Below are 17422 nucleotides of genomic sequence, written 5' to 3' on the forward strand. Positions count from 1 at the left end.
CGCGCCGATGGGGCCTGACCCCGCTCGGCAGCCCAGGCACCGTGCTCAGGGTTTCGGCAACGCCGGCACGGCGGTCGGACGACCCAGGGGATCCAGGGCGATCATCACGAAGCGCCCGCGCGTGCATAGCTTGCGCTCGCCGGACAGCAGGTCCTCGGTGATCACTTCCACATCGACATTCATCGAGCTGCGGCCGACCTTGACGATGCTGGCGACCACCTCGACCAGGTCGCCCTTGCGGATCGGTTGGCGGAAATCGACCTGCTCCGAGCGCGCGGTGACCACGGTGGTGCGCGCATAGCGCGAGGCAACGATGAAGGCGGCCATGTCCATCCACGCCAGCGCCTGCCCCCCGAACAGCGTGCCCAGATGGTTGGTGTGGTCGGGAAAGACCATGTGCAGCAGGCGGGCCTGGAGCGGACGCACTTCACCGGCAGGGACTTCGGACATCGCGGCAACTCCTGAGTTGGACCCTGCGCAGCGCGCGCAGAGGTCCATTGTCGCCGGTGTAGGGCATGGCCGCGCATCGCAGGAATGCGTGCACGGTTGCCAAGCCTTCGGGACATTGGCCGCGCTGGGCGGCGCTTCCATTTCCGCCCCGTCGGCTTCGGCAGCGCCGATCCAGCGCGCAGGACACCGCTCAGAACGCGTGGTCGAAGCCCACTTCACCCTGCACGCCCACCTGGTAGGACGAGACCCGGCGCTCGAAGAAGTTGGTCAGCTCCTGGACGTCCTGCAGCTCCATGAAGGGCAGCGGGTTGCGCACGTTGTACTTGCGCTCCATGCCCAGCCGGGCGAAGTGGTTGTCGGCGCAGTGCTGCAGGTACTGGCGCATGTCGCGGCTGGAGATGCCGGCCACGCCGCCGGACAGCACGTCCTCGGCGAACTGCAGCTCGCATTCGATCGCCTCTTCGAGCATCGCCTGGACCTGTTGCTGCATCTGCTCGTCGAACAGGTCCGGCTCCTCCTCGCGGACCACGCGCACCGACTCGAACGCAAAGGCCATGTGGCAGCTCTCGTCGCGGAACACCCAGTTGGTGCCCGAGGCCAGGCCCGGCAGCAGCCCGCGCGAACGGAAGTAGTACACATAGGCAAAGGCTGCGAAGAAGAACAGCCCTTCGATGCACGTGGCAAAGCAGATCTGGTTGAGCAGGAACTGGCGTCGGTGCGCGCGCGTCTCCAGGCGGCCCAGGTCCTGCAGGCTGTCCATCCACTTGAAGCAGAACCCGGCCTTGTTCCTGATCGAGGCGATGTTGTCCACCGCGGCGAAGGCCTTGCTCCGCTCGCCCGGATCGGGCAGGTAGTTGTCCAGCAGGGTCAGGTAGAACTGCACGTGCAGCGCTTCCTCGTAGAGCTGGCGCGACAGGTACATGCGCGCTTCGGGCGCGTTGAGGTGCTGGTAGAGGTTCAGCACCAGGTTGTTGGACACGATCGAATCGCCGGTGGCGAAGAAGGCGACCAGCCGGTGGATCAGGTGGCGATCGGCCGGGGTCATCTTGTCGTGCAGGTCGGCGATGTCGATCTGGAAGTTGATCTCCTCCACCGTCCAGCTGTTCCTGATGGCATCGCGGTACATGTCATAGAACTGCGGATAGCGCATCGGGCGCAGGGTCAGTTCAAAACCGGGATCGAGCAGCATCTGACGGGGGTGGGCGGACATGGGTTTCTCGCTTGTGATTTCTTTCCTTCTCCCGTCGGGAGAAGGTGCCCGAAGGGCGGATATCGAAGCCGCATCCCTGCGGCTGAGGTAAGGGCCAAGGCGATGATGCCGGAGCCTTCATTGACTCCGCCGCACCCTCACCCCAACCCCTCTCCCGACGGGAGAGGGGCTTGAAGCATTACTGGCAGGCCTCGCAGCCTTCCGGATTTTCCAGCGAGCAGCTCACCGCCTCGTCCGGGGTGAACGCCGGCTTCGGTGCGGGCGCTTGGCTGGCGTCGTGGCTGAGGGTGGCCTTGGCGATGCGGGTGGCCGGGCGCGAGCGCAGGTAGTAGGTGGTCTTGAGGCCCTGCTTCCACGCGTACATGTACATGGAGGACAGCGCGCCGATGTTCGGGCTTTCCATGAACAGGTTGAGCGAGGCGGACTGGTCGATGAAGGCGCCACGGCCGGCGGCCATGTCGATCAGCGAGCGCATCGGGATTTCCCAGGCGGTGCGGTAGATCTGGCGCAGCGTCTGGGGAATCTGGGCGATGCCCTGGATCGAGCCTTCGGCCAGCTTGATCGCATCGCGCATCTGCGCAGTCCACAGGCCGAGCTTCTTCAGCTCGTCCACCAGGTAGCGGTTGACCTGCAGGAAGTCGCCCGACAGGGTCTCGCGCTTGAACAGGTTGGACAGCTGCGGCTCCACGCACTCGTAGCAGCCGGCGATCGAGGCGATGGTCGCGGTCGGGGCGATGGCGATCAGCAGCGAGTTGCGCAGGCCATGCTGGCGGATGCGCGCACGCAGGGCGTCCCAGCGCGCGGTGTCTTCCGGGGTCACGTTCCAGGCATCGAACTGCAACGCGCCACTGGCCGCGCGGGTGTCGGCGAAGGACGGATGCCTGCCGCGTTGCTGGGCCAGTTCGCACGAGGTTTCCAGCGCGTGGAAGTAGATGGTCTCGGCGATCTTGTTCGACAGCGCGCGGGCCTGCGCGCTGTCGAAGGCCAGGCGCTTCTTGAAGAACACATCCTGCAGGCCCATGCAGCCCAGGCCGACCGGACGCCAGCGCAGGTTGCCGCGACGCGCGGTTTGAATCGGGTAGAAGTTCAGGTCGATCACCCGGTCCAGCTGGTGCACGGCCAGGCGCACGGTCTGGGCCAGCTTGTCGAAATCGAAATCGCCGTGGTCGTCGAAATGACGGCCCAGGTTGATCGAGCCCAGGTTGCACACCGCGGTCTCGTCGCTGGAGGTGACCTCCAGGATCTCGGTGCACAGGTTGGACAGGTGGATCACGTTGCCCGGGCGCAACGTCTGGTTGCTGGCCAGGTTGCACTTGTCCTTGAAGGTCATCCAGCCGTTGCCGGTCTCGGCCAGGGTGCGCATCATCCGGGCGTAGAGCTTGCGCGCGGCGATGGTCCTGGTGGCCTTGCCCTGGGCTTCGGCCTGCAGGTAGGCGCGCTCGAAGGCCTCGCCGTACAGGTCGGGCAGTTCCGGGGTGGTCTTGGGATCGAACAGCGCCCACGGCGCGTCGGCTTCCACGCGCTGCATGAACAGGTCCGGCACCCAGTTGGCCAGGTTGAGGTTGTGGGTGCGGCGGGCGTCGTCGCCGGCGTTGTCGCGCAGTTCCAGGAAGTCTTCCAGGTCGGCGTGCCAGGTTTCCAGGTACACGCAGGCCGCGCCCTTGCGCTTGCCACCCTGGTTGACCGCGGCCACCGACGAATCCAGGGTCTTCAGCCACGGCACGATGCCGTTGGAATGGCCGTTGGTCGAGCTGATCAGCGAGCCGCGCGCGCGCACGCGGCTGTAGCTGACGCCGATGCCGCCGGAGAACTTGGACAGCTGGGCGATATCGCCGTACCTGGCGTAGATGGACTCCAGCGAGTCCTGCGGCGAATCCAGCAAAAAACAGCTGGAGAGCTGCTCGTGCGTGGTGCCGGCGTTGAACAGGGTCGGCGAGGACGGCAGGTAATCCAGCCGGGCCATGCGCTGGTACAGCGCCAGCGCTTCGGGCACCTCTTCGCTCAATGCGCTGGCGATGCGCAGGAAGAACTGCTGCGGGGTCTCGATCACCTTGCGGGTGTGCGGATGGCGCAGCAGGTAGCGGTCGTACAGCGTGCGCAGGCCGAAGTACTCGAACTCCCGGTCCAGGTTGAGGTCGATCGCATCGTTGAGCTTGCGCGCGTTGGCCTGCACGAACTCCAGCAGGCGCGCGTTGATCAGGCCGACTTCGTGGCCGCGGCTGATCGACTGCGAGAAGGCGTGGATCTGCTGGCCGGCCACTTCCTTGGCGATGCAGTTGGCCAGCAGGCGCGCGGCCAGGCGGCCGTATTCGGGCTCCTCGCCGATCAGCAAGGCGGCGGTGCGGATCGACAGTTCGTCCAGTTCCTGGGTGCTGGCCCCGTCATACAGGCCGGAGATGGTGCGGGTGGCCACGCGCATCGGATCGACCGCGTGCAGGCCATCGGCGCAGCGCTGGACGGCACGCACGATCTTGTTCAGGTCCACCGCCTCGCTGCCGCCGTTGCGCTTTTTCACGCGCATCACGGTGGCGGTGGGCGGTGGGGTCAGCAGGAATTGTGCGTCGGCCGGGCGCGGCGCCACGGCGGAATCGGTCTGGGTCACGAGTCGGTTCTCCATGCATGATGCACGCCCCGCGCCTGTCCCGAGCAAGGCGAAGGACGGCGTTGGCGTTGGAGTGTGGGACGGCGGCGTCGCAAGGACCGCGACGCCCGGACGGGCCGGCGGCGGCCTTCGCTTCATCCGCCATCTTCCCCTCGGAAGACGCCGCGGCCAGGACCGCGCGATGTGCGTGCGCGCGGCTGTCGGCAGGTCTTCGGACTCATGGGCATGAAGGCCAGACCTTCTCCTCCTCCGCCGCTTCCCGGGCGCTGGCCCAGTGCTGATGTGGCGGATTCGTTCCCAGTTACCGCTGCGGGGCAGCGTCGGAATTGGCCTCGACGGCCGCACCGACTTCCCTTTTGATCCGCGACGAGCAAGTCCGCAGAACCGACAGCCACAAGATAGTGTGGCCGAAGGGCTCCGTCAACGCTAAATGTGGTGTGCGGCTCTTACCCCCAGCGGCGGCGGGTTTTACCGCCTGGAACGTGGCGCCTGGCCGTGGCTCGGCTTGCCGCCAGGTGGGCCGGACAAGGTCTGCCACACCTCCTTCAGCGACCGGGTCCGGCGCAGGTCGGCGAACAACCCGATCCAGCCGTGCAGCGCAATGCGTACCGGGTTGTAGCTGCGGATCGGTTCGACCAGGCCGTAGCGGATCGGCACCCCGGGCTGGACCTGGCCAAATGTGCCGAACAGCCGGTCGAACACGATCAGCACCCCGCCGTAGTTGCAGTCCAGGTACTGCGGATTGCTGGCGTGGTGCACGCGATGGTGGGCCGGGGTGTTGAAGGCCCATTCGAACCAGCGCGGCAGCGTGCCGATCAGCTCGGTATGCAGCCAGAACTGGTAGATCAGGTTGAGCGCCAGCGCGCCGATCACCACCGGCACCGGAAAGCCCAGCCACACCAGCGGCGCAAAGCACACCGCCGCAGCGGTGATCTGTCCGGTCCAGCCCAGCCGGTAGGCCGAGGCCAGCGTGTACTGGTTGGGGGAATGGTGCACCGCGTGGTTCAGCCAGAACCAGCGGATGCGATGGTCGGCCCGGTGCATCCAGTAGTAGCAGAACTCCACGCCGAGCAGCAGCCCGAGCCACTGCCACCACGTGTCCATGTGCAGGGTGGTGATGCGCCACTGCGCCACGGCATACAGGGCCAGGCCGACCAGGCCGCCCTGCAGCACGCGGTTGACCACCCCGCGCACCAGCGCATCGGCCAGCGAGGCCCAGTAGGCCTTCCAGTCGTAGGCCTGCCCGCGACGCAGGCGCAGCCACCCTTCGGCCGCCGCCAGCAACGGCAGGAGCAGCGGAATGATCAGTAGCCAGCGGTAAGGGAGCAGATCATGCATGGGGCGGATTCCACGGCGCCTTCAATGGCTGCCGTTGGCAGCGGGGACCGGCGGGGAGCCGTCGGCGCGAGGCGGAACGGGCGGGAACACGCATGAACCCACCCGTGGCCGCTCAGCGCTGACCCTGGCGCCGGCCGGCAAAGCGCGAAGCAACCTGCTGCACTTCCTCCACCGACAGCTTGCCGTCGGCGTTGAGGTCCAGGCGATCGAAGGCCCTGGCCACGCGCGGCAGGCTGGCATCGGCCTCGGCGCGGTCGATGTCGCCATTCTGGTTGGTGTCTGCCGCGCGCAAACGGTCCAGCACGGAATTCTTCATTTCGGCCTGGGACAGCCTGCCGTCACGGTCTGCATCCAGTACGTCGAAATTCTTGGAAATGGGATTCAACGCATCGGCCTCGGCACGATCGATGTAACCGTCCTGGTTGGTATCGGCCTTGGCCCAGCGCTGCTGCAGCGCCTGCTTCTGGGCTTGGGTCGGTTCGGGCAGGGTCATCTGGGCGAAGGCGGCCGGGGCAAGGAACACCAGCAGCAGCGGCAGCAGGCGGATTTCATGTGGAAGTTTCATGTCGATACCTGGTTCGGATCCGGGTGGGAGAAAAGGTGTGATCGTCGACCACCGCTGCCACAACCCAGCCGGCGGTGCGGCGGCCGAGCGGACGGATGACGATGCAATCCTGAGGCTAGGATTGGCGCTGCCTGAGTTTCTGCCCGACCACCTGCAGCTCGGCCCTGGACAGGCGGCCGTCACGGTCGGTGTCGAGCTTGTCGAAACCGCGCTCGAGGCGCGGCATGTCCGCCACCTCGGCACGGTCCAGGAAACCATCGCCATTGGCGTCGGCCTGCGCCAGGCGTTCGGCCAGCTGTTGCCCACTGGGCATCTGCGCCTGGGCGGCAGCGGCAACGGCGCCGGTGGCCGTGAGCATGAAGACGAGAATGCGAAGACCCAACGGCAAAGGTTTCATGGAATTCATCCGGGAGGGCGGGATGGAGCGGCGGTGCCGTCGCGACGGCGGACCGGGGGGTGACGCCCCGCGACGGCACCAGGACGGAACATCAGCGGCAGGCGATCACTTCGCCGGCGGCATTGGTGCAGGTGCTGGTATGGCTCACCTGGCCGTTGCTGTAGTCGGTTGAGCCGCTATAGGTGTTGCCCTGCGGTCCGGTCGCCGTGGTGTCGCGCCCGCCCGAGTAAGTGCCGTCGGCATTCTTGGTAAACCCGCCTTCGGTGCTGACGCTGCCGCCGTTGGCCCCCTGGGCCGAGGCGCTTGCCGAACGGCTGGCATTGCCCGTGCCGTCGCGGCTGGAGGTGGCGCTGCGGCTGGCACTGCCACCGTTGGCAGAGTCGACGTAGGCGCTGGTGCTGCGTCCGGCGCTGCCATCGGCATTGCGGTAGGCTTGCGCCTGATAGCTGGCATCGCCGCCATTGGCGCCAGTGGCGCTGCCGGAGCGGGTGATGCTGCCGTTGCCCTGGCCATCGGTGCTGAGGGTGCGGGCACGGGCATAGCTGCCGTGGACCCCGCTGCCGGAGGCACTGGTATGGGCCTGACGCGCACCATCGATATTGCTGACCGAACGGGCGCGAGTACGCTGGCGCGCATCGGCATCATCAATGCTCGCGGCCAAGCCCGTGGTCATGACCAGCGCGGCCACCAGGACGTTGAACTTCTGAAGGTGCATGGCGAACTCCTGAGTTTGGAAGGGGCGCGGCGCAGGCAGCGTCGCGGTGCAGCCACGTTAGGCCGCCGCAGCGGCACAGGTGTTTCGGCTCTGCCAGCGGATGTTGCTGTAGCCGCCCTGCGAAACATCTGCTTACAAAGTCCACCGGCCGGGCATTTACGCGGCCTGCGCGGGACGCGATATTGCCCCGCATGAACCAGACCACCGCCAGCCTTCTGCTGGTCGACGACGACCTGCGCCTGCGCGAACTGCTGCTGCGCTACCTGGAAGGCCAGGGCTTCACGGTCAAGGGCGTGGGCGACGGTGCACAGATGCGCCAGGCGCTGGATCGGGGCCACTTCGACCTGATCGTGCTGGACCTGATGCTGCCGGGCGAGAGCGGGCTGGAACTGTGCCGGCGCCTGCGCGGCCAGGGCGACAGCACGCCGGTGGTGATGCTCACCGCCAAGGGTGACGAGATCGACCGCATCGTCGGCCTGGAAATCGGCGCCGACGACTACCTGCCCAAGCCGGTCAATCCGCGCGAGCTGCTGGCCCGGATCCGCTCGGTCCTGCGCCGCACCCAGGCCATGCCAGGCGCGCCGCAGGCCGACGGCGGCACGGTCAACTTCGGTCCCTGGACGCTGGACCTGGGTACCCGCCAGCTGACCCGCGCGGGCGTGCCGGTGAAGCTGACCTCGGGCGAATTCGCGGTGCTGGCGGTGCTGGTGCGCCATCCGCGCCAGCCGCTCTCGCGCGACCGCTTGATGAGCCTGGCGCGCGGGCGCGGGCACGAGGCGTTCGAGCGCAGCATGGATGTGACCATCGCGCGCCTGCGCAAGCTGCTGGAGGACGATCCGCGCAACCCGGCGATCGTGCAGACCGTGTGGGGGGTGGGCTATGTGTTCGTGCCGCCGGAGGGCCGCGCATGAGCCGCACGCGCAGCATGTTCTCCCAGCTGGTGCTGGTGATCGCACTGGTGCTGGCCGGCGCCGGTGCGCTGGCGGTGGTGCTGGGCCGCGAACTGGCCACCCGGCCGGCCGCCGAACAGCTGGCCCGGGCGATGCTGGGCTTTGCCAGCATCGCCGAGGCACTGGATCGCACCGGCTCGCACGCCCAGACCCTGCGTTACCTGCACCAGGCTGGGCTGGACGTGCGCCAGACCCCGCCGATCGCCCGGACGCCGCGGTTGGCGCCATTCCTGCGGGCGTTGCGCGACCGCGCCCAGCAGCTCGGGCCGCAGCGCGCGCTCCTGCTGGCGCGTGACGCCGGCGGCGACCGGCTGTGGATGCAGCTGCGCACCCAGCCGCAGGTGTGGGTGGCCTTCGCCGCCAAGCCGCTGCGCGGCGGGCGCCGGTTCTCGGTGGCCCTGCTGCTGGGCTGCGTGGGCCTGACCTGGCTGGGGGCGGCGTCTCTGGCGCGCCGGCTGGTCACGCCATTGCGCACGCTGGCCCACGCCGCGCCCGGCCTGGTCCAGGGCGATGCGCCGCCGCTGGGCGACATCGGCGGCCCGCGCGAAGTGCGCGAACTGGCCCATGCGCTGGAACAGGCCAGCGCCGAGGTGCGCAGCGCCGCCGACGAGCGCGCGCTGATGCTGGCCGGCATCTCGCACGACCTGCGCACGCCGCTCACGCGCGTGCAGTTCGCCGCCGAACTGCTGCCCGACACCGATCCGGAACTGCGCGCCGGCATCAGCCGCGACATCGCCGAGATCGACGCGATCCTGTCCCAGTTCATCGCCTATGCGCGCGATGGCCGTGACGAGGCGGTCGAGCCGCTAGACCTGGCCGAAGTCTGCCGGGCCGTGCTCGATGCCGCACCCGGCCACTGGGACGTGCAGTGCCCGGACACCGCGCCGCTGCGCGGCCGGCCGATCGCACTGCGGCGTGCAGTGGAGAACCTGGTGGTGAACGCGCAGCGGCACGGTGCGGCGCCGTTTTCGCTGCGCCTGGAGGCCACCGGCGATGCCTGGCAGATCACGGTCTGCGACCAGGGCGCGGGCATGACCGAAGAACAGGCGCAGCGCGCGCTGCGTGCGTTCGTGCATGACCCGGCTGCCGGCGGCAGCGGCCTGGGCCTGGCCATCGTCGCGCGGGTCGCGCGCCAGCATGGGGGTGCACTGCAACTGCTGCACAACACGCCGCACGGCCTGCGTGCGGTCCTGCGCCTGCGTGGCGCGTGAACTGAACGAGGCTTTCGCCATGGGTGTCCGTCTTGCCTGCAGTGCCCTGCTGCTGTGCCTTCCGCTGCTGGCGTGCGCGCAATCGCGCGGCGAACGCCTGCGCCCCCTGCTCGGCCCGCGCCAGGCCGATGCCGCGCAGATCCAGGCGCTGCCCGCCGGCGCGCGGGTGCTGCGCGATGTCGCTTACGGCACCGACCCGGCGCAGCGCTACGACGTGTATGCACCGGCCAACGCACGCGGCCTGCCGATCATCGCGATCGTCCACGGCGGTGGCTGGCGCTACGGGGACAAGGACAATCCCGGCCTGGCCACGCCCAAGGCCGCGTACTGGTTGCCGCGCGGCTACGTGCTGGTCTCGATCAACTACCGCATGCTGCCCGACGCCGATCCGGCGCTGCAGGCGCGCGATGTGGCCGCCGCGATCGCGCACCTGCAGCGCCACGGCAACGAATGGGGCGGTGATCCGGCGCGCACCGTGCTGATGGGCCATTCGGCCGGCGCGCACCTGGTGGCGTTGCTGGGCGCGCGACCAAGCGCATTGACCGAGGCCGGTGCCCGGCGCCCGCGCGCGGTGGTGGCCCTGGACAGCGCGGCGATGAACGTCGAGCAGGTCATGCAGGCCCGGCACCTGCCGCTGTACGACCGCGCGTTCGGCGAGGACCCCACGACATGGGTCGCAGTGTCGCCCTGGCACGCGCTCTCGCCGGCGTCGCTGCCGATGCTGCTGGTGTGCTCGTCGCAACGGCAGGACAGCTGCACGCAGGCACGTGGCCTGGCCAGGCGCGCGCAGGACTTGCGCGTGCCGGCGCAGGTCCTGCCCGAAGATCTCTCGCACATGCAGATCAACCGCGAACTGGGCGCACCTTCGGACTACACCAGCGCAGTGGATCGTTTCATTGCCGAGGCGGTGCGCTGAACGCGCAGGAGCATGCGTGCGGCGATCTCCGCCGCCGGGCTCACGGGCCGGGGCAGGGCTGGCCGCGAAAAGTCAGGCGCTGCAGCCGGGTGGGCTCCACGCACGGCGCGGCCTTCGGCCTGGCTGCCGCGGCCGCCGCCGCGGCGCGTTCGTGCTGCAGCTGGGCCAGGCGCGCCTTGATCTGCGGCATTGCCGCCAGCGCGGCCTTCTCGCCTTCCAGGATCGCGGCATGGCGCTGGGTGAAATCAACCGGCCCGATGTCGTTGACCTTGGGCCGCACCACCACCTCGGCGCGCGCCAGTTCCTGCTGGCCGGCGCGCTGGCCCATGATCGTGATCGACTGGTTGACGATCCCCAGCATGCCGCTGGGCGTGGTGCCGCTGGCCTTGCTGGAGATGTCCACGGCGATGACCAGATCCGCGCCCAGCTGCCGGGCCGCATCCACCGGCACCGGGCTGACCACGCCGCCGTCGACGTAATGCCACTTGCCGATGGCCACCGGTTCGAACACGCCCGGCACACTGGCCGAGGCGCGCACGGCCTGGCCGGTGTCGCCCTTGTTGAACAGGGTGCGCTGCCCGTCTTCCAGACGCGTGGCGACGGCGACGAAGGGTTTCTTCAGTTTCTGGATCGGCACGTTGCCCACCTGCGCATTGACGTAGTCCTGCAGCGCCCGGCCCTGGACCAGGCCGCCGGAAAACAGGCGCACGTCGCGGATCGAGGATTCATCCAGCGCCACGGCCTTGTGCTGCATCTGGAACACGTCCATGCCGCTGGCATAGAGCGCGCCGACCACGCTGCCGGCACTGGTGCCGGCGACCACATCGGGCTTGATCCCATTGGCCTCCAGCATCTTGATCACGCCGATATGGGCAAAGCCCTTGGCCGCCCCGCCACCCAGGGCGACGCCGACCACCACCGGCCTGGTCGTCACCGCCGGTGGCGGCACCACCGTGGTCGGCGGCGGCGTCTTGACTGGCTTGCCGCCACAGGCGGCCAGCAAGGTCGCGCAAGCGCTCAGCAGCAGGCAGGTCAAACGTGGAGCGGGCATGGGGCTGGGACGAGGCAGGACCAAAAGACGCAGCTTAGCCAGTGAATCGGGAAAACGGCGCCCAACCCGGCGCCGTGGTTCGGACGGCGAGGCCGGCCATCGCGGCACGATGGCCGCCCATCGCCACTGACGACCCGGAGTTGCTTCAAAAACTGTTGTCCCCATCCAGGATCCGGCCCAGCCCGCCCAGCACCGAGCCTTCCCCGCGCGCACCACCGTTCTGCGGCGCGGCCTGCAGCATGCGCCCGGCCATGCGCGAGAACGGCAGCGACTGCAGCCAGACCTTGCCCGGGCCGGTCAGGGTGGCCAGGAACACCCCTTCGCCACCGAAGAACATGCTCTTGATGCCGGCCACCCGGCGGATGTCCATGTCCACGCCGCCGTGATAGGCCACCACGCAGCCAGTATCGACGTCGATGCGCTCACCGGCGGCCAGCTCGCGCTCGACCACGGTGCCGCCGGCATGCACGAACACCCAGCCGTCGCCTTCGAGCTTCTGCATGATGAAACCTTCGCCGCCGAACAGGCCGGTCATGATCTTGCGCTGGAAGGCGATGCCCAGCTGCACCCCGCGCGCGCCGGCCAGGAAGCTGTCCTTCTGGCAGAGCAGGCGCCCGCCGTGCTCGGACAACTTCAGCGCGATCACCGTGCCCGGATAGGGCGCGGCGAAGGCGACCTTGGCCTTGCCCTGGCCGACGTGCGTGTAGACGGTGGTGAACAGGCTTTCGCCGGTGACCACGCGCTTGCCCGCGGCCAGCAGCTTGTCCATGAAGCCACCTCCGGTGCCGCTGGTGCGGCCATCGCCGAACACGGTGTCCATCTGCACCGAGGCGTCCTTGAACATCAGCGATCCGGCTTCGGCCACCGCGCTTTCGCCCGGATCCAGCTCCACCTCGACGAACTGCATGTCGTGGCCGACGATGCGAAACTCGATGTCATCGGCGCGCCGGCCCGCACCCGGCGGCGGCGGCATCTGCGACGGCCCAGGGCGACCGCCCAGCTCGGCCAGCGAGGCCGCCGGCTGCCAGCCGGGCAGACCCTCGCGCCAGGCCAGCGCGCCCGGGTTGCGGGCGGCGAAATCCTGCGCGGCCGCGTCATCGAAAGGGCCCGAGCGGATCTGCTCGGCGCCGGTGAGGAAATACCACTGGCTCATGACCACATCACCTGTTGTGGAAGATGCGCCGAGTCTAGCGTGCGGCCATGAACATCGCGCCCGTGCCCAAGGTCACGCTGGTCATGTTGCCGCTGCCGTTAGTCGCCTGCAGCGGCAACACCCGATCAGAAGCTCGCGCGGAACTGGGCCCCGATGATGCGCGGGTCGTTGATGAAGCCGGTCAGGTTGTCGAAGTCGATCGCACCGGTGGCACGGATCTGGTCGGTGCAGTTGCGGCAGAACACCGAGGCCTCGTACTTGCCCGCTTCCCAGCTGTAGCCGATCTTCAGGCCGCCTTCAAACAGCGGCTGGCCAACGAATTCCTTGGACTGGTACAGGAAGAAGTTGACCTCGCTGCGATAGGACCAGTCGGTGTAGAAGAACAGTTCGGCGCCATCGCCCATCGGGATGCCATAGCGGGCATTGAGGTTTCCGATCCACTTGGCGGCCTGGGGCAGCCGGTTGCCGTCGATGTAGGCCCGGCCCTGTTCGTCGAGCGGGTCGGTCACGGTGCAGACCCAGGGCGAGCAGGTCGAAGTCGCCAGGCCCGCATCCTTGATCTCGGTATCGTTGTAGCTGCCGTTCAAGCCAAAGCGCAGGTTCTCGCTGACCAGCAGTTCAAAGTCCAGTTCGGCGCCATAGGCCTGGCTTTTCTTGGCGTTGATCAGCTGCACCGCGTTGGAGGTGCCGCCGACCGCGGTCAGTTGCTGGTCCTTGATGTCCATGCTGTAGATGTCGAAGGCCAGCCGGCCGCGGCGATCCCACAGGTCGGCCTTGATCCCCAGTTCGTAGGAATCCACGGTCTCCGGGCTGGCCACGGTCACCGGCACCCCGGGTGAAGGCGGGCCGAAGCTGGCGCCGCGGTAGCCGCGCGCGGCGCGGGCGTACAGGTTGACCGCATCGGTCAGGGCGAAGGTCGCACTGACATCGCCGGTCACCTTCGAGCCGCTGGTCTTGCCACCGACCGGCGGGGCCGAATCGCGATCCCACTGCAGGATGTCGAAGGTCTTGCGGTCATGCGTGTAGCGGATGCCCGCACGCAGGTCCAGCTGTTCGGTGGCCTGGTAGTCCAGCGAGGCAAAGGCCGCCCACGAGTTGGTCTTCTGCCGGGTCAGGTCGTAGCCGCTCAGCGCGCCGCCGCCGATGGTGTCGTAGTCGTAGGATTCGCCCTGCACATCGTCGTAGAAGTAGTACAGGCCGCCCTGCCAGTTCAGCGGGCCGTCGTAGTTGGACTGCGCGCGCAGCTCCTGGGTGAACTGGTCCAGGCTCTTGATCCCGCCGGCGGTTTCCACCGAGAACGGGATGAACCCCGGGCCATAGGGTTGGGTCGGGTCGACGAACGCACCGGCGCCGTAGCCGCCGTCGATGTCACCGCGGCTGTAGTAGTCGGAGATGCCTTCGTAGCCGGTGATCGAATGAAAGGTGATGTCGCCGGAGCTGAAGGTCAGGTTGGCACTGCCGCCATAGGTGGTCAGCTCCTGGGCATTGTGGCCGTCGATGTAGGCCTTGTCCTCGTCGAAGCCGTCGACCAGCTGATTGCTGCCCGGCCGGAAGATATTGGCGCGGAACAGGCGTGCGGTGCCGTTGAGCTTGCGTGCGTGGGCGTTGAACAGCCCTTCGAAATCATCGCTCGGCTTGAACAGCAGCTGCAGGCGCAGGGCCGCATCGTCGTAGCCCTCCAGCTCCTGGCCGGAGGCCTGGCTGGTCACCCAGTCGTCGCGGTGCTGCTGCAGCAGCGACAGGCGCGCGGCCCAGTCGCTGCTGATCGGCAGGTCGATCGCGCCTTCCACCGAGCTGGTGGCGTGGGTGCCGTAGGAGACGCTGGCATAGCCCTCGCTCGCGCCGAGCACCGGCCTGGCCGAGTTGAACTTGACCACGCCACCGGGCGTGTTGCGGCCGAACTGGGTGCCCTGCGGGCCGCGCAGCACTTCCACGCTGGCCAGGTCGAACATCGGGAAGCCCTTGATGAAGGCATTCTCGTAGACGATGTCGTCGTACACCAATGACACCGGCTGGGAGGCGTAGGTGGTGAAGTCGGTGTTGCCATAGCCGCGGATATAGAAGCGCGGGAATACCCGTCCGTTGGAGGATTCCACGTTCAGGCTGGGCGCCTTGCCGGCCAGCACGCGCACGTCCGAGGCGCTGGTGGAGAGCGCATCCAGGTATTCCGGACGCAGCACCGTGGCCGAGACCGGCACGTCCTTGGCATCCTCACTGCGGCGGTCGGCGGTGACCTGGACCGCGTCGAGCTGGGCCACCGACGGCGCCTGCTGGGCCAGGGCGGCGGCGACAAAGGCCGCATTGATGGCAATGGCGAGGGTGGTGGTGCGTAACCTGCTGGCAGGCATGGGGAAGACTCCGGGCGTGGGGTGGAGGGGTGCTGTGCTGCAGCACTCTTAACGCAAAATACACGCCCCGCCCCGGGATGTGTCAAATACAAGACGCCCTACCCGGTCGACTTGACCCCTTCGACACCGCCGCCGTGGTCAGCCCAGCCCGATCCCCGCCCGCGCCAACGCCTGGCGCGTGGGTGCGTCGCCCTCGGGCGTCACCGGCCTGGTCAGGTCCCACAGGAACCGCACCCGGAAGCCTTCGGCCTGCGCGTCCTGGGCGGTCCACAGCACGCACACATCGCGCGCCAGGCCGCACACATGCACCTCGGCGATGCCGCGCTCGCGCAGCCAGCCGGCCAACCCGGTGCGCGGCCGCGCACCGTTTGGACCGTGGTTCTCGCGGAAGGCGCTGTAGGAATCCACCTGCACGCCGGTGCCCTTGCGCAGGATCAGGTCGGCCGGTGTCCAGTCCACCCGCGCATCCAGCGCCGCGCCTGGCGTGCCCTGCACGCAGTGCTCGGGCCACAGCGTCTGCGGCGCACCGTGCAGGTCGATCACCTCGAATGGCGCCCGCCCGGCATGCTGGGCGGCGAAAGAGGCATGCGCACGTGGATGCCAGTCCTGGGTGGCCACCACCGTGCCGTAGTCACGCCGTTCCAGCAACCGGGCGATGGCGGGCACGATCGCATCGCCATCGAAACACGCCAGCGCCCCGCCAGGCATGAAATCCGGCTGCAAATCGACCACGATCAGCGCGGTGTCATCGGCAAAACGGGACATGTGCATCTCCGCGGAAAACCGCTGATCCTATCGGGCGGGACTGCGTGGAGCAGGCCGCTGCGCGCGCAACATCGTCACAGGCCTGCGCGGTATGGCCGGCATGCAGCGCAGCGGCACCACGCGCATCAGCCACCCATGCAACACCGGGCATCGCGCGCTGCGATGCCCATGCTGAGCATCAGGCGATCGAAGCGCGGTAGATCGACTCGATCGCCGCATCCAGCGCCGCGTTGAACTGCGCATCGCTTTGCTGGGCGCTGAGCCCTTCGGTGAGCGCGCGGCTGAAGCTGGCGATGATGCCGGGGTTCCGGGCCAGCCTGGCGTTTGCCTCGTCGCGGCTGTAGCCGCCGGACAGCGCCACCACCTTGAGCACGCTGGGATGGTCGACCAGCTCCTTGAAGAACCCATCGACGCTGGGCAGGGTCAGCTTGAGGATCACCGGCGTGGCCGGGTCGAGCTTGTCCAGACGCGCCAGCAGCCCCTTCTTCAGTTCGGCTTCGATCGCCTCCTTGTCGGCGGCCTTGATGTCCACCTCCGGCTCGATGATCGGCACCAGGCCGGCGTCCAGCACCTGCTGGGCCAGCTCGAACTGCTGGTCCAGCACCGCGGCGATGCCGGCGGCGTTGTTGGCCTTGATGACCGAGCGCTCCTTGGTCCCGAACACGCCCTTGGCCTTGGCCTTGGCCAGCAACGCGGCCAGGCCCGGGATTGGCTTGAGCAGCTGCACCCCGTTGGCCTCTTCTTCCAGGCCCTTGTCGATCTTCAGGAACGGCACGACCTGCTTGGTGTTCCACAGGTAATGCGCCGCTTCCTGACCAGCGAAGGTATCGTCCAGCGTGCGCTCGAACAGGATCGCGCCAAGTACGCGCGCGCCGGTAAAGGCCGGGCTGGTGACGATGCGCTCGCGCATCTGATGGACCTTGGCAAACATCTGCGCCTCATTCGAATACTCCGATTCGTCCACCCCATACAGCTTGAGCGCCTTGGGTGTGCTGCCGCCGCTCTGATCGAGCGCTGCAATGAAGCCCTGGCCGGATGCGATCTTCTCGCGCTGCTCCTGATTGATTGACACGGTCGGTTGGTCCTGTGGTGAAAAAGGGGAACCCCGAGTGTACGCAACCGCCCTGAAGCTGGCAGTCGTGGAACCGTTACCAGCTCGGATCCGCTTCACTGGCGTAAATGCGGCATGCCCACGGAAGAGGCGCCCAGCAAGCCTCCGCCCCGCATCCATCGAATCATCTGGCGATGCCGGCCACTTCCAGGTCCAGCACTTCCCCATGCAGCTCCCCATGCAGCGCAGCGCTGCTGGCAGGCCTGCGACCGGGCCTGATCTCAGGCACGAGCGGCCATTACGGGACTGACCGGTGTCAGCGGCCTGCTGACCACCGCCGAAAGGTGATGGGGTGGTGACTACACCTGTCCTGTTTTCTTCCCCCGCAAAGAAGAACCCCGCCGTTCATTCGAGCGGCGGGGTTCTGGGGTAAGGCCCTGGCGATGACCTACTCTTGCATGGCTTAAGCCACACTACCATCGGCGCAGCTGCGTTTCACTTCCGTGTTCGGGATGGGAACGGGTGGGACCACAGCGCTAATTTCACCAGGGAGACAGTTGGAGCAGCGCACAGGGCGCCGGCTCGCGTTTGGACTTGTGACGTAGTGAGTTGGTTTTGATGCCATCGACACGTGCTGTCGAGGTTAAGCTGGTCATCGGGTTTGGCCCGAAGCCACTTGAGGTTATATGGTCAAGCCACA

General features: G+C 67.8%; 15 protein-coding genes, 1 rRNA gene and 1 riboswitch. Of the genes, 3 read left to right on the forward strand and 13 right to left on the reverse strand.

What is annotated here, in order from left to right; translation table 11 throughout:
* Window positions 1-45: 45 nt before the first annotated feature.
* The 7 genes from D9R12_RS13810 to D9R12_RS13840 form a co-directional block, all read right to left on the reverse strand.
* Window positions 46-450 carry an acyl-CoA thioesterase gene (locus D9R12_RS13810; RefSeq protein ID WP_122231274.1) on the reverse strand — a complete coding sequence of 135 codons (405 nt, stop codon included), beginning with the start codon at window positions 448-450 and terminating at the stop codon, window positions 46-48.
* A 190-nt stretch (window positions 451-640) separates the two neighbouring features.
* A complete protein-coding gene (locus D9R12_RS13815) occupies window positions 641-1660 on the reverse strand; it encodes a ribonucleotide-diphosphate reductase subunit beta (protein WP_122231276.1) in 1020 nt (339 codons plus the stop codon).
* Window positions 1661-1838: 178 nt separating this feature from the next.
* Window positions 1839-4181, reverse strand: a complete 2343-nt coding sequence (locus tag D9R12_RS13820) for a ribonucleoside-diphosphate reductase subunit alpha (RefSeq protein WP_425479112.1) — start codon at window positions 4179-4181, stop codon at window positions 1839-1841.
* A gap of 266 nt (window positions 4182-4447) precedes the next feature.
* Window positions 4448-4666, reverse strand: a riboswitch (cobalamin riboswitch).
* Between the two features lie 64 nt (window positions 4667-4730).
* On the reverse strand, window positions 4731-5600 hold the full coding sequence (locus D9R12_RS13825; RefSeq protein WP_014162122.1) for a sterol desaturase family protein: 870 nt from the start codon (window positions 5598-5600) through the stop codon (window positions 4731-4733).
* A gap of 112 nt (window positions 5601-5712) precedes the next feature.
* Entirely contained in the window at window positions 5713-6165 is a 453-nt protein-coding gene (locus D9R12_RS15835; RefSeq protein WP_170159266.1) for an EF-hand domain-containing protein, read from the reverse strand.
* A 115-nt stretch (window positions 6166-6280) separates the two neighbouring features.
* Window positions 6281-6562 carry an EF-hand domain-containing protein gene (locus D9R12_RS13835; protein ID WP_244671968.1) on the reverse strand — a complete coding sequence of 94 codons (282 nt, stop codon included), beginning with the start codon at window positions 6560-6562 and terminating at the stop codon, window positions 6281-6283.
* A 91-nt stretch (window positions 6563-6653) separates the two neighbouring features.
* Window positions 6654-7277 carry a hypothetical protein gene (locus D9R12_RS13840; protein ID WP_014162125.1) on the reverse strand — a complete coding sequence of 208 codons (624 nt, stop codon included), beginning with the start codon at window positions 7275-7277 and terminating at the stop codon, window positions 6654-6656.
* Between the two features lie 191 nt (window positions 7278-7468).
* On the opposite strand from D9R12_RS13840, the gene ompR reads away from it, so the two are divergent.
* From ompR to D9R12_RS13855, 3 genes are read left to right on the forward strand one after another with little or no spacing between them, the layout of a single operon-like run.
* Complete coding sequence (gene ompR / locus D9R12_RS13845) at window positions 7469-8188, forward strand: osmolarity response regulator transcription factor OmpR (protein ID WP_122231282.1); 720 nt, start codon at window positions 7469-7471, stop codon at window positions 8186-8188.
* Window positions 8185-9438, forward strand: coding sequence for an ATP-binding protein (locus D9R12_RS13850; protein ID WP_014162127.1), 1254 nt, complete (start codon window positions 8185-8187; stop codon window positions 9436-9438). The genes ompR and D9R12_RS13850 overlap by 4 nt, the downstream gene beginning before the upstream one ends.
* Window positions 9439-9457: 19 nt before the next feature.
* Window positions 9458-10354 carry an alpha/beta hydrolase gene (locus D9R12_RS13855; protein WP_244671967.1) on the forward strand — a complete coding sequence of 299 codons (897 nt, stop codon included), beginning with the start codon at window positions 9458-9460 and terminating at the stop codon, window positions 10352-10354.
* A gap of 40 nt (window positions 10355-10394) precedes the next feature.
* Here the strand turns inward: D9R12_RS13855 and D9R12_RS13860 are convergent, their stop codons facing one another.
* The 6 genes from D9R12_RS13860 to rrf all read right to left on the reverse strand — a co-directional run bounded on the left by D9R12_RS13860 (window position 10395) and on the right by rrf (window position 17272).
* Complete coding sequence (locus D9R12_RS13860) at window positions 10395-11405, reverse strand: patatin-like phospholipase family protein (RefSeq protein ID WP_122231286.1); 1011 nt, start codon at window positions 11403-11405, stop codon at window positions 10395-10397.
* 145 nt (window positions 11406-11550) lie between these two features.
* Window positions 11551-12558: a TIGR00266 family protein gene (locus D9R12_RS13865; protein WP_014162130.1), complete on the reverse strand. Its 1008-nt coding sequence runs from the start codon at window positions 12556-12558 to the stop codon at window positions 11551-11553.
* A 125-nt stretch (window positions 12559-12683) separates the two neighbouring features.
* Window positions 12684-14906 (reverse strand): TonB-dependent receptor, encoded by a 2223-nt coding sequence (locus D9R12_RS13870; protein WP_122231288.1) that lies wholly within the window; start codon window positions 14904-14906, stop codon window positions 12684-12686.
* A gap of 138 nt (window positions 14907-15044) precedes the next feature.
* Window positions 15045-15671, reverse strand: a complete 627-nt coding sequence (locus D9R12_RS13875) for a nicotinamidase (protein ID WP_170159267.1) — start codon at window positions 15669-15671, stop codon at window positions 15045-15047.
* Between the two features lie 178 nt (window positions 15672-15849).
* Window positions 15850-16743, reverse strand: a complete 894-nt coding sequence (locus D9R12_RS13880; RefSeq protein WP_014162133.1) for a fructose bisphosphate aldolase — start codon at window positions 16741-16743, stop codon at window positions 15850-15852.
* Window positions 16744-17157: 414 nt separating this feature from the next.
* Window positions 17158-17272 (reverse strand): 5S ribosomal RNA (rrf, locus tag D9R12_RS13885).
* Window positions 17273-17422 lie beyond the last annotated feature (150 nt).

The sequence above is a fragment of the Pseudoxanthomonas spadix genome (assembly GCF_003703395.1).
Taxonomy (GTDB): domain Bacteria; phylum Pseudomonadota; class Gammaproteobacteria; order Xanthomonadales; family Xanthomonadaceae; genus Pseudoxanthomonas_A; species Pseudoxanthomonas_A spadix.

Coding starts and splice junctions, on each gene's coding strand:
- D9R12_RS13860 (WP_122231286.1), bottom strand. CDS start 11,405: ATGCCCGCTCCACGTTTGACCTGCCTGCTGCTGAGCGCTTGCGCGACC.
- D9R12_RS13840 (WP_014162125.1), bottom strand. CDS start 7,277: ATGCACCTTCAGAAGTTCAACGTCCTGGTGGCCGCGCTGGTCATGACC.
- ompR (WP_122231282.1), top strand. CDS start 7,469: ATGAACCAGACCACCGCCAGCCTTCTGCTGGTCGACGACGACCTGCGC.
- D9R12_RS13815 (WP_122231276.1), bottom strand. CDS start 1,660: ATGTCCGCCCACCCCCGTCAGATGCTGCTCGATCCCGGTTTTGAACTG.
- D9R12_RS13850 (WP_014162127.1), top strand. CDS start 8,185: ATGAGCCGCACGCGCAGCATGTTCTCCCAGCTGGTGCTGGTGATCGCA.
- D9R12_RS13875 (WP_170159267.1), bottom strand. CDS start 15,671: ATGTCCCGTTTTGCCGATGACACCGCGCTGATCGTGGTCGATTTGCAG.
- D9R12_RS13870 (WP_122231288.1), bottom strand. CDS start 14,906: ATGCCTGCCAGCAGGTTACGCACCACCACCCTCGCCATTGCCATCAAT.
- D9R12_RS13820 (WP_425479112.1), bottom strand. CDS start 4,181: ATGCGCGTGAAAAAGCGCAACGGCGGCAGCGAGGCGGTGGACCTGAAC.
- D9R12_RS13835 (WP_244671968.1), bottom strand. CDS start 6,562: ATGAAACCTTTGCCGTTGGGTCTTCGCATTCTCGTCTTCATGCTCACG.
- D9R12_RS13865 (WP_014162130.1), bottom strand. CDS start 12,558: ATGAGCCAGTGGTATTTCCTCACCGGCGCCGAGCAGATCCGCTCGGGC.
- D9R12_RS13810 (WP_122231274.1), bottom strand. CDS start 450: ATGTCCGAAGTCCCTGCCGGTGAAGTGCGTCCGCTCCAGGCCCGCCTG.
- D9R12_RS13855 (WP_244671967.1), top strand. CDS start 9,458: ATGGGTGTCCGTCTTGCCTGCAGTGCCCTGCTGCTGTGCCTTCCGCTG.
- D9R12_RS15835 (WP_170159266.1), bottom strand. CDS start 6,165: ATGAAACTTCCACATGAAATCCGCCTGCTGCCGCTGCTGCTGGTGTTC.
- D9R12_RS13825 (WP_014162122.1), bottom strand. CDS start 5,600: ATGCATGATCTGCTCCCTTACCGCTGGCTACTGATCATTCCGCTGCTC.